Origin of the sequence: Ruegeria sp. TM1040 (assembly GCF_000014065.1) — a bacterium.
In the GTDB taxonomy this organism is placed as follows: domain Bacteria; phylum Pseudomonadota; class Alphaproteobacteria; order Rhodobacterales; family Rhodobacteraceae; genus Epibacterium.
The window spans coordinates 1,257,039-1,271,692 of sequence record NC_008044.1; the positions used below are offsets into that span (position 1 = coordinate 1,257,039).

The window sequence follows — 14,654 nt, forward strand, 5'->3', positions numbered from 1 at the left end:
TGCACTGCCGATGCACCCGGAGATGGGCGAATTTTCTGCATCCTTCCGCGATTTTGCCTCTGGACCTCGGCCTGCAGCAGCGCTAGGAAACAGGCGTTGCCCAAGTGGCGGAATGGTAGACGCAGGGGATTCAAAATCCCCCGCTGGTGACAGCGTGCCGGTTCGAGTCCGGCCTTGGGTACCATCGCAAAGCATTGCTTTTGCATGAGAAAACCGCCGGTCGTAAGATCGGCGGTTTTTCAGTTCCTGGGGGGTGTCCTGGTCTGTAGAGACATCCGAGGGCGTCTCGGGTCGTCGCTGTTCCTCAGGAAGGGGCGAGCTCAAGTGTCTCGTGCAACGTGATGTTGCGACCCGTCACCTTGGCCTGCAGCAGCGCTGAATCCGCGCGGCTCAACAAGGTGTCGAGGGTGCCTGCGGATGCTGCAACCGCAAGACCGATGGAAATCGTGACCTTCCCAAGAGATTGCCCGCGATGGGCAATGGCCATCTTTGCGGTGCGGGTGCGAATGCCTTCGGCGATCTCATGCGCGGCATCGACGTCGTGATCCGGCAGGATCACCACAAATTCCTCGCCGCCAAAGCGGTAACAGGAGCCGCTGTCGCCCACGACCTCGCGGAGTAACCCGGCAAAGCTTTGCATCACCGTATCCCCGGCCTCATGGCCAAACTCATCATTGATCCGCTTGAAGTGATCAATGTCGATCATCAGGCAGGCGGTCGGAAGGGTTGGCGGGTTTTGCACAAAATCGCCAAAGGCCACATCCAGCGAGCGCCGGTTCAAAAGCCCGGTCAGAGGATCATGTTCGACCAGCTGCGAGAGCCGGGTGCGCAGATTGAGGTTCACGGCCGCAAGCGCGACGTTTTCAGCAATAAGCTCCAGATAGACCCGATCTTCGCGCGCAACCTCTGTCGAGGTCTCGGCGCCAGAGAAACTCAGAAGGCCGATGGTCTCGCCCTGAGCAGCGAGCGGAATGCACAGGGTCGAAACGTTCGGGTCAGCGAGATGGTTGCAAATCACATCTTCTTTTGATTCCAAGGCGCTATAATGAGCGCGTCCGCGGCGCAGGGCCCAGCAGGCCTCGCAGATGATCTCGAGCGGGTCGTCGAATGACGTCTGCCATCGGGACACACAGTTCAAGGTCTCGTGACCGTCAGCGCGCAGGTAGAGCGTGCCGGAGAGGTCGGGAAAGATCTGCGGCGCATACCGCGCAAGGACATCCCCCAGTTCGTCGAGAGACTGGCAGGCCTGAACCCGGTGCATGAGCTTCAGGATCAGATCCTTGATCTTGATGTCACGGCGGCGCTCGGCGTCGAGACGTTCCCGCTCGAGCCCGTTTTCGCGGAACACATGCACGGCGCGATTGAGCTCACCAATCTCGTCCCGTCTGCGATCCAATGGCACCTCGACCTCGTAGTCCTGGCTGGCGAGGCGCTTTACGATGCCGGCCATGCGTGCCAGGGGCACCGCCACCCGGCGACGCAGGACAAAATAGAGTACGCCGAGGAAAACGGTGGCGGTGAGCGCGAGGGAGATCTGCGCAACGAATTCGAACCAGTCGCTGCGTTGATGTGCGGTGTCGAGCTCACGGTCTGTCCGGCTTTGCACCATCCGGCGGAACTGGACTACATCGTCAATGAGTTTGAGGTGGGCCTGGTAATGCGCGCCCCCGAACAAGAGCCCCCGCGCGCGGTCAATGTTGCCCGCTTGATAAGCTTTGATTGCCGCACGCTCCATCTCTTGCAGCGCATCTATATCCGCGATGATCCGATTCAGAAATGCGGTCTCTTCCGGGGTGGTGCCAAGACGCGTGCCGTCGCGGGCGGACTCTTCCAGCGCCATTTCGGCCTGATCGGTCCGCTCAAAAGCCTCAAGATGATCCGGGTCGCCGCGCATCACATAAAGCCGTGCCTCGTCGGTGCGCAGCTCCGCTCCGATCGCAAGCTCTTCGCCCAACTCGTTCAGGATTAGATGTGTTTCAACCGCCATGCGTTCTTCGGCCGAGCTGTTGATCGACGCGATGAACGCGGCGCCCGACAACGCGGTCAGAAGAACAGTCAATCCGTAGGCCCAATTCGTGATCGTATTGATTTTCATTCGAAAGTTCCAAAATTGACAAGACCCCGGCAGGGAATCGAATTTACGGATAATTTAAATATAAGAGTTTTTGAAGAAGTCCCGCGAAAGGAAATTCGCCAGAGCGCAAGGTTTTGGAAACTGAGGGCCTTGGGACACAGGATATTTTTGTCAAGAATTGCCAAATCGCCCGTGTTAGAGTCGGGTATGACCCTTGGGCTTCGCAGAGGATTTTAGCCCTTGCTGCGCGCCCGGCGCTGCGCGGGTTTCGGTCGAACTTTGGTTTCTTGAAACCTGCAGGCCACACCTGCGCGCGGGTGCGACGACGCCGTTTACACCATCCGTGAAGTGAGGTCAGCCCTTTTACAGAGAGGGTCGAAATTTGTCACAACGCGCCCACGCCCTGGTGGAACTGCGCCGAGGGTCTGATCCCCCAGCACAGATCGCGTATCGGCACCTTGCGCGGCGCAGATCAGCAGAGCGACTTCGCCTGTTCCCGCAGGGCGAATTTCTGGATTTTCCCGGTTGAGGTGCGCGGGATTTCGGTCAGGACAAATTTGCGCGGCACCTTGTAGGGGGCGAGTTGGTCACGACACCATTGCCTGAGCGCATCGGTGTCGATCTCTGCACCTTCGGCCAGCTCGATGAAGGCGCATGGTGTTTCGCCCCATTTCTCGTCGGGCATGGCGACAACGGCGGTGACGGCAATCGCGGGATGGCGATACAGCGCCTCTTCGACCTCGATGGAGGAGATATTCTCTCCGCCGGAAATAATGACATCCTTCGAGCGGTCCTTGAGCTGGATATAGCCGTCAGGATGAACAACACCCAGATCGCCGGAATGAAACCAGCCCCCCTCAAAGGCTTTTCGGGTGGCGTCAGGATTGCGAAAATAGCCCTTCATCACGACATTGCCGCGAAACATGACCTCGCCCATGGTTTCGCCATCATGGGGCACGGGCTCTAGGGTTTCGGGGTCCAGAACGTTGAGTCCCTCGAGCGGAAGATAGCGCACGCCCTGCCGGGATTTCAGGCGGGACTGTTCGTCGTGCGGCAGCTCGGACCAGCTTTGATGCCAGTCGTTGACCACGGCAGGGCCATAGGTTTCTGTGAGTCCATAAAGATGCGTGACTTCAAAGCCTGCGGTTTTCATGTCCGCCAGCAGCTTTTCCGGCGGCGGGGCAGCGGCTGTAAAAAACTGAACGGTCTGATCGAGGGGGCGCTGCACGTCGGCGGGGGCCGAGATCATCAGCGACATCACGATGGGCGCGCCACAGAGATGCGTGACGCCCTCGTCGGCGAGCGCGTTCCAGATCTGATCCGCCCGCACCTGGCGCAGGCAGACATGGGTGCCAATGATCGCCGAGAGCGTCCAGGGAAAACACCAGCCGTTGCAGTGAAACATCGGCAGGGTCCAGAGATAGACCGCATGTTTGCCCATCGTTGTCGTGAGCGCATTGCCCTGCGCCAAAAGATAGGCCCCGCGATGATGCGAAACGACCCCCTTGGGGTCTCCGGTGGTGCCCGAGGTGTAGTTGATCGAGATCGCGTCCCATTCGTCTTCGGGCATGAGCCAGGCAAACTCGGCGTCACCATCCGCAATAAAGCTATCGTAGTCCACGGCTTCGGTTTTGATCCGCGCGCCCTCGTAGACGGGATCGTCGACCTCGATCAGCAGGGGCTGCACCGAGCAAAGCGCCAGCGCCTCCTGCATCAAGGGCATGAATTCAGAGTCGACGATGACGACCTTGGACATCGCGTGATCCAGCTGAAAGGCGATGATCGCAGCATCAAGCCGGGTGTTGATCGAATGCAGCACCGCACCGCACATGGGGACGCCATAGTGACACTCAAGCATCGCGGACGTGTTTGGCAGCAGGGCCGAGACCGTATCGCCCCGCGTGATGCCCCTATGCGACAGTGCCGAGCCAAGCTGGCGCGCGCGTGCATAAAAAGCGGCGTAGCTGCGTCGAAGGGGGCCGTGAATGATTGCCGTGTGCTCTGGAAATACCGTTGCGGCCCGCTCCAGAAACATGAGCGGGGTCAGGGGCTGATAGTTGGCCGGGGTGCGATCCAGATCGGTATTGTAGGGGTTGGCGCTCATCGGCTTATGCATCCTGCCATTGCGGGGAACGTTTTTCGACAAAGGCATTGATGCCTTCTGCGGCATCCTGCGCCAACATGTTTTTGACCATCACGTCCGCTGCATAGTCATAGGCGTCCGACAGGGGCATTTCGCGCTGCGCATAAAACGCCTGCTTGCCAGTGGCGAGCGTCATGGAGGATTTGGACGCGATCTTATGCGCCAGTTCCAGCACCGCGTCCTGCAAGCCGTCTTCGGAGGTGACGCGGTTGACAAGACCGATCTCGGCGGCGCGCTCCGCAGAGGTCATGTCGCCCGTCAGCAGCATTTCCATGGCGTGTTTGCCAGCCACATTGCGGGACAAGGCAACCATCGGGGTGGAGCAAAACAGCCCGATGTGAACACCCGGCGTGCTGAAGCGTGCGCTCTCGGCGGCGATCGCGAGGTCGCAGCTGGCCACAAGCTGACAGCCCGCAGCGGTCGCGACGCCGGTGACTTCGGCGATGACGGGTTTGGGGCAGGTCACAATGCTCTGCATGACGGCCGAGCAAAGCGCCATGATCCGCGCAAAATAGGCCTTGCCGCCATCCGGCGCCGCGCGGCCGCGGGTCAGCTCCTTTAGGTCATGACCTGCGCTGAACGCAGGGCCATTTGCCGCAAGCACCACCACACGTACCGCGGGGTCCTGACCCGCGCTGGCTAAGGCCTCGCCGAGCGTGCCCAGCATCGCCTCGGAGAGTGCATTGCGGCGCGCGACATCATTCAGCGTGAGGCGCAGCACGCCGGTCTCGCTCAATTGCTTGAGGAGGATTGCATCCGTTTGCATGGGTGTTCTTTCAATGAATGTTGATTTCAACGCTATCGGCCAGGGTATTGGCGATAAAGCAGTAGCGGTGCGCGCGGTCCTGCATCTGGGCGAGCTCCTCCGCATCGACGCTAAAGCCCGTATCAAATCGCACCACCGGATTGAGATCGATCCGGGTCACGGACATCTGGCCTTTGGCGTTCTTGCCAAGGTGCGCCTCTGCATAGTCATGATAGCTTGCAACCGGCCACCCCGCCTTGGCCGAGAGCGCCAGAAAGGTCATCATGTGGCAGCTCGACAGGGCAGAGGCGAGGGCTTGCTCGGGATTTGTGTTTGCAGCGTCGCCGCCCCAATCGGGGGCGGCGTCCACCTGGACGTCGTAGGTGCTATTGTACTGGACCGTGTGCTCGTTCGAGAACTTACCGGTTTGCAGTTCGTTTTCAGTACGTTGCCAGTGCAATTCGATCGCGAGATGGGACATGTTTTGGTCTCCTCTCCAACGCTCAGGCGGCGGCAATCTGCTTGCGCGGATCAAAGAAGGGACGCTCCACAACGCTGGCAGAGGTTGCACCCGAGGTCATTGTCACCTCAACGTCGCTGCCGATCACCGCGTGTTCGGCGTCCACCATCGCCAGGGCGATGTTCTTTTCAAGGCGCGGGGAATAGACGGCGGATGTGACCTTGCCGATGGTTTCGCCATTCTTGGTGATCGGCCAGAACGTGGTGTTGGGCCCCCGCAGCGGTGCGGCGTCGATTACCAGACCAACCTGCAGGCGTGCGGGACCTTCCTTTTGGATGCGCTTGAGCGCCGCCTTGCCGATGAAGTCGGCTTCCATGTCGAGGTTTACAAGCCGGTCAAAGCCCAGCTCGAAGGGGTTGGTGTGAATATCGGCATCCGCATGATAAGAGAGCATGCCCCCTTCGATCCGGCGAATGGAGGAGGTGTGGCCCGGCTTCAAACCATGCTGCATCCCCGCCGCCATGATCCGTTCCCAGAGTGCGTCGCCCTGGCTTCCGTCGCGCAGATAGAGCTCATAGCCAAGCTCGCTCGACCAGCCGGTGCGCGAGACAATCAACGGGATACCATCGAGGTCGAGTTCGCGCAGCCAGTAGTATTTGAGGTCCATGATGCTCTCGCCAAAGAGCTCCTGCATCACCAGCCCAGATTTCGGCCCCTGCAGCTGCAGCGGAGAGACGTCCGGTTCGCAAATCTGCACATCCAGGCCAGAGTGCACCGCCACGCCCTGCGCCCAGAGCAGGATGTCGCTGTCAGCAAGCGAAATCCAGAAGTGGTTTTCAGCCAGCCGCAGCAGGATCGGGTCGTTCAAGATGCCGCCTTCGGCATTGGTGATCAGGATGTATTTGCACTGACCCACGGCCATGGTCGACAGGTCGCGCGGAGTGAGCATCTGAACGAATTTTGCCGCATCCGGTCCGGTGATCTCCACCTGGCGCTCGACCGCGACATCGCATAGGATTGCATCGTTGACGAGGTTCCAGAAGTTCTGCTCCGGATCGCCAAAGTCGCGCGGGATATACATATGATTGTAAACGGAAAAACCCTTTGCTCCCCAACGCACGGTGGCGTCGAAATACGGGGATTTGCGGATCTGGGTGCCAAAGCCGAAATCGTCTGCTTGCGTCATGTGTCGTCCTCCCAACGGTCGGCCAGATCGGCCGAGACAAGCCTGTGTTCGACGACGATTTAGATCGAAAAACGCGCGCAATTTGGTCCGGAGTTTTCAAATTCTCAGACCGTTCAGACCAATTTTGACGCCCGTTTTGGACAGATCAGACTTGTCGGGTCATTTCTCGCTTTTGGCGACCAGTTTCGCGAGGTTCGGGCGGCTCGTCTTGATCTGACGAGTCGCGATGTAGGTCATGTAGCGATCGATGGAGAGCTCGGCCGAGAGCATCTCATCCATGAGGCTCTGAAAGGCGGCAAGCGTGGGGGTGGCGACCTTCATGACATAATCCATGCCACCTCCGGTGGCGACACAGTCGATCACTTCATCAAGTCCGCGGATGTAGGTTTCAAACCTGTCAAAATCCGTCTTGCGGTGATGGGTGAGCGAGATGGTGACGACCACTTGGGTAAAATCAATGATCCGGTCGAGTGCCAATTCGGCATGATAGCCGCGAATATAGCCAGCGGCCTTGAGCCGTACCAGGCGCGCCCAACAGGGAGTGGGCGAGAGGTTCACAAGCTCCGCAAGCCGGGTCTTGCTCAGTTGGCCGTGTTGCTGCACGGCGCTCAGGATCCGAATTTCTGTCGCGTCGAGACCTTGCTTCTTCATTTGTGTGACACATCCATCCAGTCGAACGCCCTGAAGAATCATCCACAGGGGCTACTGGCTCGATCATGAATGAAATTTCCGCTGTCCTGAGCGGGGTTTCCGACCGTTCCTCATATGGCCACGTCAATTTTTCATTTTCCCGGAGAGACGGGTGGGAGCCAGCCGCGTTGGATTGCGCGTCATTAGGGTTTGGCCCTGTGTCACCTCGGGCAAGCAGGGCCTTTGCCGCGGCGGGTGCATGTTTTGGGGCCCGAACGGGCCTGGAGGCGGCTGAATTTGGGGGCGCTGCGTTAAATTGAGATTTACAACAAGTGTTTAGGTAGGTCATTGACGCTAAAAAAACACCGAAGCGCGCGTTGTGGCCCTTACTGTAAGCAGACCTACCGAACTTGACAGATTTGAGGCCATTTGGAACTTTGCGCGCAAATATCTGGTCGGGGGGCAAGATGGCGATCATCAACAGGGCCATAACGGGGCTCGCGGCGACCATATTGATGTGCGCCACCTTGAGCAGCCCTCAGGCGCAGGCCGAAGATTTCATCACAATAGGCACGGGGTCGGTGTCGGGTCTCTATTACCCGGTGGGCAATGCGATCTGCCGCCTTCTGAACAAGGACCGTCACCGGCACGGGATCCGCTGCACCGCCGAGACCAGCGAGGGGTCACTGGGCAATCTGCGCGATTTGCGCGAAGGGCGGATCGACTTTGCGCTGGTTCAGTCCGACTGGCAGGCCAAGGCCTTTGAAGGCACGGCGGCACTGTCACAGGGGGAGCCGTTTTCGGACATGCGCGCGGTGCTGTCCCTGCACGAAGAGATCTTTACCGTTGTTGCCCGTGCGGATTCCGAGATTGCGACCTTTTCCGATCTGCGCGGCATGCGGGTGAACATCGGCAATGAGGGCTCGGGGCAGCGCGCCACGATGCTCGCGTTGATGGGGGCTCTGGGCTGGAGCATGGAGAGTTTCTCCGAGGTGCATCATCTGTCTGCCTCCGAGCAATCCGCAGCGCTTTGTGCGGGGACATTTGATGCGATGGTCTTTGCTGTTGGCCACCCCGCTGCCACCGTCGAAGAGGCGACGACTGCGTGCGACTCGGTTCTGGTGTCGCTTGATGAACCTTCAATCCGCGCCGTGATCGCGGATACCGGGTATTTCGAGTTCACCGAGATTCCGGCCAACCTCTATCGCGGCAACCCGCATCCGGTGCAATCCTTTGGCTTTACGGCGACTTTGGTGACAACACGGCACCAGCGGCTCAAGGTGGTGCATGAACTGGTGCGCGCGGTGTTCTCTGATCTCGACGTTTTGCGCGGCGCGCACCCGGCTTTTTCGCGTCTGGAGGCCGGACCTATGGTTCAAAACGGGCAGACGGCCCCGATCCATCGCGCGGCGCGTGCCTATTATCGTGCGTCGGATCTGCTGGAGCGCGACGGTCAGTAGCCCGTCATCTCCAGATACCCGCTGCCGCCGTGGCTCCCGGAGATCAGAATGGGGCCTTCCCAATAGGAAAAACGCGTTCCCATCCAGGCCTTTGGGTTGAGCGCGCGCACGCGGATGTCGATGTCGCGCTCGGGCAGGGAAACCTGCCATGTGGTTGGAAGGCTACGCCCGGCCACCTCTGACCAGTCTTGGGGCGTGGCCTGAAAAGCGCCGGGCGAGAGCGGGTGAGCTGTCCCGTCCGGTGAGATCCATGTCCCGGAGGTGAAATCTCCCCGGTCTCCACGCAGGACAAAGCCCATCAGCTTGGCGCCATCGTCAAGACGCAAGGAGAACCAGTCCCAACCGGTCTGGTCCTCTGCAAGCGGCTGGCTCGACCATTCCCGGTCGAGCCAGGCTGAACCGGTGACGTTGACCGGGCCTTCGGGCAGGGTCACGGTGCCTTGGACCTCATAGGCAGGCTGGGCGTAATAATAGCTGGCCTGTCCGTCGGCTGATTTCACCGAGTAGCCCGCATCCCCATGCAAGATCAGCGGCGCATCTGCGGCAAGATCCAGATCATAGGAAAAATCCTGCCCCCGGGCCGTGAGCGTGAGTTTCTCCAAGCTTGCGTCCGGTGAGGTCATCTCCCAATCGTCGATCCAGGCGGAAAACGGTGCTGCCGAGACACCCGCCTGACCCGTGCCACCGCGCCCGATACGTTCTGCAAAGCGGTGAGTGGTCGCTGTGGTGAGGGCGGCATGTCCCATCCAGATTTGTGGGCTTTGCCAGCCTGCGCGCTCTTCCGGGGCAAGCGCCGAGCGAAACAGGGTCCATTGGATACCGAGATCCGCGCCCTCGGCGGTGCGCAGGTTTGCGGTGAGATACCACCATTCGATGCGATATTCGGGGTGGGCGGCGTGATCTTCGGGAAACCTCAAGGCGACACCGCGCTCTGGCACCGCAAAGCCGGTGGCCTCGGTGCCGAGATTGGCAAAGCCCTGCGCGAGAGCGCCAAGCGGCATGAGCCCGGCCCAGAGACATAGACACAGACAAAGGCCTATGCCTGCGTCTGTTAGCAAAGAGGAAACGCGAGAAAGGCTAGCGATCACTTGCAAATACTCCAAGCAGGGTGGCAGGGGCGAGCCGCGCGAGACGCAAGGCTGGCAAGAGGCTCGCAAGCGCTGCAACCGCAAGCGTCAGCACCAGCAATCGCCCCCAATCGGCAGGAAAAAGATACATTGGCAGGCGCCAGCCAAAGGCTTCGAGGTTGATGACCTTCAGCAAGGCCCAGGCCAGAAACAATCCCAGCGGCAGCGACAGCATGAATGTGGCAAGCGCAAAGGCGAGGCTGCGGCATAGCTCAAGCCCTGCAAGCGCGGGCCGCGTCACACCCATCGCCCAGATCGGGGCCAGATGGGGAAGACGTTTGTGCCACTGGCTGAGAAAGCTGGTCAAAAGCGCAAACCCCGCCACCCCCAGTGTCAGGATGTTGAGCGCGCCCGTCACCACAAAGGTACGGTCAAAGATCCCAACCGAGAGCTGCCGGATCGCCGCGCCCTCGACAATCTCATCGGTGCCAAGATTGAGGTCGCCCCGCGCGCGTTGCATCAGCTCTGCGGTCGAGAGGCCTTCTGGCGCGATCAGCCCGACCCGCGATACGGCGAGGTCACTGCGCTTGGCGCGCAGCGTGGAGAGCGCCACCACCGCCTGACCGTCCGGGTTGCCGTAATCTGGATAGATCCCGGCCACCGTCGGCGACCAGTCCGGGGCAAGGCGCAGCCGATCGCCCAGCGCCAGACCTTCGCGATGCGCAAGCTGTTCGCTGACCAGCACCGCGCCCGCACTGTAGAGCTGTGTCCAGACCTCTGGGTCTGCGCTCAGAAGCGGCCACTTGCTGCGGTAGATCGGATCATCGACGATGCCATAGATGCGCAGCGGCGCCGAGGCGGTGCGGCTGTCGCTGCGATACTGCGGCAGGGTGCGGGCGCCAAGGCTCTCGGCCCATGTCGCGACCTCTTCAGCCGCGAGGGGGGATGTGACCTCCAGATAGGCATCGGCGGGCACGCGCTGCTCGATCCAGTCCAGAAAGGTGAGCCGGAAGCTCGAAACCATGGTGCCGACACCGATGTTGGTCGCAATCGCCAAAAGGAGAGCCATCAAGGGCAACGAAAGCCCCACCAGTTGCAAGCGGCTGTCTGCCACCATCCAGCGCCAGACCGGGCTCTTGAGCGGTTTGAGGAAAAGGCCGGTTGCCCCCCAGAGGAGCGGCGGCACCAAAAGCGCGCTCCCGAGCAGAGTGCCCCCCAGAAAGCCAAAGCCGCCCCAGAGCCCCGGCAGGCCCCAGAGTGCGAGTGCGCCGGCTGCGATCAAACCGATTGCAGCGCCGCAGAAGAGCGCAATGCCCCGCGCGGTGATGCGAGAGGCGGAAACCGCCGGGCGTGAGAGCGTGCTCGCCATACGGTGCAGCGCCAAAAAAGCCTGCAGCCCTGCCGCCGCAGTGCCTACGGCCGTCATCGTCAGCCCTGAGAGCACCCAGAGCGGGCGCAGCGTAAGACTGCCATCAACAGGCGCGCCATAAAGCCCGCGCAGCGTGGCGCTGACGTCCGGCAGCAGCATCGCCGCCAGCAGATAGCCGATGACCAACCCTAATGTTCCGGCTACGACTGCAAGGATCAAAAGTTCCAGGCAGAGCGCCCGCAGAAGCGCGCGGGTGGACACTCCGAGGCAGCGCAGAGTGGTAATGGTACCGCGGCGCTGCTCGATCCCGAGTGTCACGCTCCCCTGTACGATAAAGAGCCCGACGCAGAAGGCGAGAAATCCAAAGGCGGTCAGGTTGAGGTGAAAACTGCGGGTCAGGCGCGCAGGATCGGCCAGCGCACCATCGGCGTTTTGCGAGACCTCCAGCTCTGGGGCAAGAGCGGCAAGCGCGGTGAGCCCGGATGGCTGATCCGGCAGGATCAACAGGCGCGAGAGCGAATTCTCCTGGCCCAGCAGTTCCCCGGCAAGAGAAAGATCCATCAGCACCACGCGCGGCGGCAGTTGTGGCAACGGAACCCTGTTCTCAAACTCGGCGAGCGCGGGCAGGGTGTCGGGATGGGCATAGACCACGCCCGGCGGGGTCAGGAGCGCAGGAAGATCGAACCCGGCCTCTGAGGCGGCGTCCAGCATCGCAGCCGTGCCCGGGTAGCTGAGCGCATCCACGCCCAGAACCGTAATCGGGCTGCCCGCTGCCTGCCAAGTGCCCTCAAGGATCGGTGAAAGCTGCCACCCCGCGCGCCGCAGCGAGACATAGGTCTGAAGCGGGATCGGGTCATTGTCCGGTGCTGCGAGGGCCTGAAGCTCAGTGTTGCCAAGTTGCTCAACCGCGCGGGCATAGGAGGCGCGGGCCTCAGCGTTGATCGCTTGAACTGCGGACCACAACGCCGTTGCAAGTGCCAGACCGGCAACCAGCAAAAAGAGCTGCAACGGCGCCCGGCGCCAATGGCTCAGGAAGCAATAGAGCGTCTGCCTCATGGGGCGTGATCCCGCACCTGCCCGGCCCTCAGGTGCAGGTGCCGACTGCAGCGCGCCGCGATGGCGGCGGAATGGGTGACAAGGAACAAGGCACAACCGGTGTCCGCGACCAGCTCCAGCATCAGGCGCAGCACCTCCGCGCTTGCGGTTTCATCTAGATTGCCGGTGGGCTCATCCGCCAACAGAAGATCCGGGCGCAGGGTCAGGGCGCGCGCAATCGCCACCCGTTGCTGCTGCCCGCCAGAGATTTGCTCGGGGTAGCGCGCAGTGAGATCCGCAAGGCCCAGTCGAGACGTGACTTCCGCACTCCAGGCGGGATCAAATCGCCCGCCGAGCTTGGCGTGAAGCGCGATATTGTCCGCAACCGTAAGCGCGGGCACGAGGTTGAACTGTTGAAAGACCAACGCAATGCGGCTGCGCCGAAGCTCCGAGGCTGCGCGATCATTGAGCCGGGTGATCTCGTGTTCCAGAAAGCGGATCTCTCCGTGGCTGGGGCGGTCCAGCGCTGCCAGCATGTGCAAGAGCGTGCTTTTGCCCGAGCCGCTCTCTCCGGTCAGGGCCACGCTTTCGCCGCGCGCCACCTCGAACGAGACATCCCGCAGCACATCGCGGGTCCCGCCGGGGTGGCGATGGGTCAGGCCGTTCACACTCAAAAGCATCAGAATGCCCCTTGAACCAATATCTTGCCTCATGGATGTAATGCAGGCGTTGCACGATCAACCCCTGATTTCTAAGCTGCGCCAGAGTGCCGCCCTATTGACCGAGCGAAGGACCCGCTACTTAGATGACATTGATCCAGCAAATTTTCTGGGGGGGGCTGTTTCTGTTTGTATGCCTGATCCTCGAGACCATCATGCTTTTGTGGTGTGCGGATGCGCTGCGACGCCATCGCATCCGCTTTCAACGTCTCTCGAGTATGGCGCATCAGACCGGGGTCCTGCTGATCTCGATCGGGTTCGTGGTCGGAGCGCATACGGCACAGATCTGGATCTGGTCCGCGGCGCTGTTGCTCAAGGCGCAGACCTTTGAAACCTGGAACGAGGCGGTCTATTTCTCGGTCGCCACCTACACAACGCTGGGCTATGGCGACATCGTATTGGACGCCGGACACAGGATTTTTGCGTCTTTTGCGGCCATGACGGGCATGCTCGCGTTTGGGATAAGCACGGCATTTCTGGTGGCCGTGATGCGGTCCGGGCTGGCACATGGGCCTTTTCGCGATGAGTAAGCCCGCAGATTTGCCTTCTCAGAGGAGAGGATGATGGCGATTGGCCAAGCCGTGATACAGGCTCTCGTGATTGCGCGCCGCGCGCTCGGGCGCTTCAGCCGCAAGAATGCATGGGTGCTGAGCAGCCATATCGCCATGTCGATGATGATGGCACTCTTTCCTTTTGTTCTCTTCACGGTGTCGCTGAGCGGCGCCATCGCCAGCCTGTTTTCCCATCGCATCGTTGTGGATGACGTGGTCAATCTGGTGTTTGGCAGCTGGCCGCAGTCGGTTGCTGAGCCGATCACCCGCGAGGTCTATGCCGTGCTCGAGACCTCTGGCACTGGCCTCATGACCCTTGGCGGGGTGCTGGCGCTCTATTTTGCCTCCAATGGTGTGGATGCGATCCGTATCGCGATGCTCAGAGCCTACGGTCAGGAAGAAACACGTCCCTTCTGGAAGCACCGCCTGATCTCCTTGGGGCTGGTGATCCTGGGCGGAGCAGGGCTGCTGCTGACAGCAGTGTTTGAACTGTTCTTGCCGCTGGGGGCGCGCTTTGTGGGGCGTTTCTTTCCGGATCTCGATTTTCTGCGAGGCTGGGAGCAGGGCGCCAACGGGCTTGTTGTGGCCGTGATCCCGGTGGCGGCGGTGTTCCTCTATCACCTTGTTCTTCTGCCAAAGCGTGAAACCCTGCGCCATGTGCTGCCAGGGGCGCTCGTGACGCTCGTGTTGTGGTGGGCGTCTGGTGCCGGGTTTGCGTTCTATGTCTCGAGTTTTGCAAGCTATTCTGCCACCTATGCGGGGCTTGCGGGGGCGATGGCGGCGCTGATCTTTCTGTACCTCAATGCAGCGATCCTGATCCTTGGTGCCGAGATCAACGGGGTCCTGCAAACCGACCGACAGGCGCGCGATGCCTGATCTGTCGTCTTAAATTGTCCTGAAGCGCACGTTTTTCGCCGTATTTCAGCCCAGAGCTTGACCAGGCCTACGCAGTAGCTAGGAGGAGGTGGATTTACGGGTCGCGTTTCGGGGGAACCTTTTTATGTCACAGACTGCTTTGCCTTCGGGCCGTGCTAAGCTCCTGGAACTGACCCGCTCGGTCGTAACGCAGAGTCATGCGCGCGCGGGACTGGCGCGCCGCGCGACTGAAAAGCCCGGCATGCCGGGCGCAAGCAACAGTGATCCGCTCCTGTCGCTCAGAGATCTCGCGGTAAAGTCGCTGCGCCCCAAAGCGATGCGCGACAGAGGTTAGACACC

At 60.9% G+C, this 14,654-nt stretch carries 13 protein-coding genes and 1 tRNA gene; 5 read left to right on the forward strand and 9 right to left on the reverse strand.

Going from position 1 to position 14,654, the window contains the following annotated elements; genetic code table 11:
- Nucleotides 1–98 precede the first annotated feature (98 nt).
- A tRNA-Leu gene (locus TM1040_RS10180) sits at nucleotides 99–184 on the forward strand.
- A 120-nt stretch (nucleotides 185–304) separates the two neighbouring features.
- Here the strand turns inward: TM1040_RS10180 and TM1040_RS10185 are convergent.
- From TM1040_RS10185 to TM1040_RS10210, 6 genes are all read right to left on the reverse strand, one after another.
- On the reverse strand, nucleotides 305–2,095 hold the full coding sequence (locus TM1040_RS10185) for a sensor domain-containing diguanylate cyclase (RefSeq protein ID WP_011538509.1): 1,791 nt from the start codon (nucleotides 2,093–2,095) through the stop codon (nucleotides 305–307).
- Between the two features lie 451 nt (nucleotides 2,096–2,546).
- The gene (locus TM1040_RS10190; protein ID WP_011538510.1) at nucleotides 2,547–4,178 is read right to left on the reverse strand and encodes an acyl-CoA synthetase; all 1,632 of its coding nucleotides are present in this window, start codon (nucleotides 4,176–4,178) and stop codon (nucleotides 2,547–2,549) included.
- Between the two features lie 4 nt (nucleotides 4,179–4,182).
- On the reverse strand, nucleotides 4,183–4,983 hold the full coding sequence (locus TM1040_RS10195) for an enoyl-CoA hydratase (RefSeq protein WP_011538511.1): 801 nt from the start codon (nucleotides 4,981–4,983) through the stop codon (nucleotides 4,183–4,185).
- Between the two features lie 10 nt (nucleotides 4,984–4,993).
- A complete protein-coding gene (locus TM1040_RS10200) occupies nucleotides 4,994–5,443 on the reverse strand; it encodes an OsmC family protein (protein WP_011538512.1) in 450 nt (149 codons plus the stop codon).
- A gap of 22 nt (nucleotides 5,444–5,465) precedes the next feature.
- Nucleotides 5,466–6,608 carry a glycine cleavage T C-terminal barrel domain-containing protein gene (locus TM1040_RS10205; protein WP_011538513.1) on the reverse strand — a complete coding sequence of 381 codons (1,143 nt, stop codon included), beginning with the start codon at nucleotides 6,606–6,608 and terminating at the stop codon, nucleotides 5,466–5,468.
- A gap of 159 nt (nucleotides 6,609–6,767) precedes the next feature.
- Nucleotides 6,768–7,259, reverse strand: coding sequence for an Lrp/AsnC family transcriptional regulator (locus TM1040_RS10210; RefSeq protein WP_044026726.1), 492 nt, complete (start codon nucleotides 7,257–7,259; stop codon nucleotides 6,768–6,770).
- Nucleotides 7,260–7,705: 446 nt separating this feature from the next.
- Here TM1040_RS10210 and TM1040_RS10215 point away from each other — a divergent pair, with 446 nt between their 5' ends.
- A complete protein-coding gene (locus tag TM1040_RS10215) occupies nucleotides 7,706–8,698 on the forward strand; it encodes a TAXI family TRAP transporter solute-binding subunit (RefSeq protein WP_011538515.1) in 993 nt (330 codons plus the stop codon).
- Here the strand turns inward: TM1040_RS10215 and TM1040_RS10220 are convergent.
- The 3 genes from TM1040_RS10220 to TM1040_RS10230 form a co-directional block, all read right to left on the reverse strand.
- On the reverse strand, nucleotides 8,692–9,699 hold the full coding sequence (locus TM1040_RS10220) for a lipocalin-like domain-containing protein (protein WP_011538516.1): 1,008 nt from the start codon (nucleotides 9,697–9,699) through the stop codon (nucleotides 8,692–8,694). The genes TM1040_RS10215 and TM1040_RS10220 overlap by 7 nt on opposite strands.
- A 76-nt stretch (nucleotides 9,700–9,775) precedes the next feature.
- On the reverse strand, nucleotides 9,776–12,190 hold the full coding sequence (locus TM1040_RS10225; protein ID WP_011538517.1) for an FtsX-like permease family protein: 2,415 nt from the start codon (nucleotides 12,188–12,190) through the stop codon (nucleotides 9,776–9,778).
- A complete protein-coding gene (locus tag TM1040_RS10230) occupies nucleotides 12,187–12,849 on the reverse strand; it encodes an ABC transporter ATP-binding protein (RefSeq protein WP_011538518.1) in 663 nt (220 codons plus the stop codon). Before TM1040_RS10230 ends, TM1040_RS10225 begins: the two co-directional genes overlap by 4 nt.
- A gap of 125 nt (nucleotides 12,850–12,974) precedes the next feature.
- Here TM1040_RS10230 and TM1040_RS10235 point away from each other — a divergent pair, with 125 nt between their 5' ends.
- The 3 genes from TM1040_RS10235 to TM1040_RS20280 all read left to right on the forward strand — a co-directional run bounded on the left by TM1040_RS10235 (nucleotide 12,975) and on the right by TM1040_RS20280 (nucleotide 14,649).
- Nucleotides 12,975–13,418, forward strand: a complete 444-nt coding sequence (locus TM1040_RS10235; protein WP_011538519.1) for a potassium channel family protein — start codon at nucleotides 12,975–12,977, stop codon at nucleotides 13,416–13,418.
- Between the two features lie 30 nt (nucleotides 13,419–13,448).
- Nucleotides 13,449–14,315: a YihY/virulence factor BrkB family protein gene (locus tag TM1040_RS10240; RefSeq protein WP_011538520.1), complete on the forward strand. Its 867-nt coding sequence runs from the start codon at nucleotides 13,449–13,451 to the stop codon at nucleotides 14,313–14,315.
- A 124-nt stretch (nucleotides 14,316–14,439) separates the two neighbouring features.
- Nucleotides 14,440–14,649, forward strand: a complete 210-nt coding sequence (locus TM1040_RS20280) for a hypothetical protein (RefSeq protein ID WP_166485541.1) — start codon at nucleotides 14,440–14,442, stop codon at nucleotides 14,647–14,649.
- Nucleotides 14,650–14,654 lie beyond the last annotated feature (5 nt).

Bases quoted from the DNA above. Each gene is read 5' to 3' on its own strand.
- TM1040_RS10185 (WP_011538509.1), bottom strand. From the start codon at position 2,095: ATGAAAATCAATACGATCACGAATTGGGCCTACGGATTGACTGTTCTT.
- TM1040_RS10190 (WP_011538510.1), bottom strand. From the start codon at position 4,178: ATGAGCGCCAACCCCTACAATACCGATCTGGATCGCACCCCGGCCAAC.
- TM1040_RS10195 (WP_011538511.1), bottom strand. From the start codon at position 4,983: ATGCAAACGGATGCAATCCTCCTCAAGCAATTGAGCGAGACCGGCGTG.
- TM1040_RS10200 (WP_011538512.1), bottom strand. From the start codon at position 5,443: ATGTCCCATCTCGCGATCGAATTGCACTGGCAACGTACTGAAAACGAA.
- TM1040_RS10205 (WP_011538513.1), bottom strand. From the start codon at position 6,608: ATGACGCAAGCAGACGATTTCGGCTTTGGCACCCAGATCCGCAAATCC.
- TM1040_RS10210 (WP_044026726.1), bottom strand. From the start codon at position 7,259: ATGAAGAAGCAAGGTCTCGACGCGACAGAAATTCGGATCCTGAGCGCC.
- TM1040_RS10215 (WP_011538515.1), top strand. From the start codon at position 7,706: ATGGCGATCATCAACAGGGCCATAACGGGGCTCGCGGCGACCATATTG.
- TM1040_RS10220 (WP_011538516.1), bottom strand. From the start codon at position 9,699: ATGCCGCTTGGCGCTCTCGCGCAGGGCTTTGCCAATCTCGGCACCGAG.
- TM1040_RS10225 (WP_011538517.1), bottom strand. From the start codon at position 12,190: ATGAGGCAGACGCTCTATTGCTTCCTGAGCCATTGGCGCCGGGCGCCG.
- TM1040_RS10230 (WP_011538518.1), bottom strand. From the start codon at position 12,849: ATGCTTTTGAGTGTGAACGGCCTGACCCATCGCCACCCCGGCGGGACC.
- TM1040_RS10235 (WP_011538519.1), top strand. From the start codon at position 12,975: ATGACATTGATCCAGCAAATTTTCTGGGGGGGGCTGTTTCTGTTTGTA.
- TM1040_RS10240 (WP_011538520.1), top strand. From the start codon at position 13,449: ATGATGGCGATTGGCCAAGCCGTGATACAGGCTCTCGTGATTGCGCGC.
- TM1040_RS20280 (WP_166485541.1), top strand. From the start codon at position 14,440: ATGTCACAGACTGCTTTGCCTTCGGGCCGTGCTAAGCTCCTGGAACTG.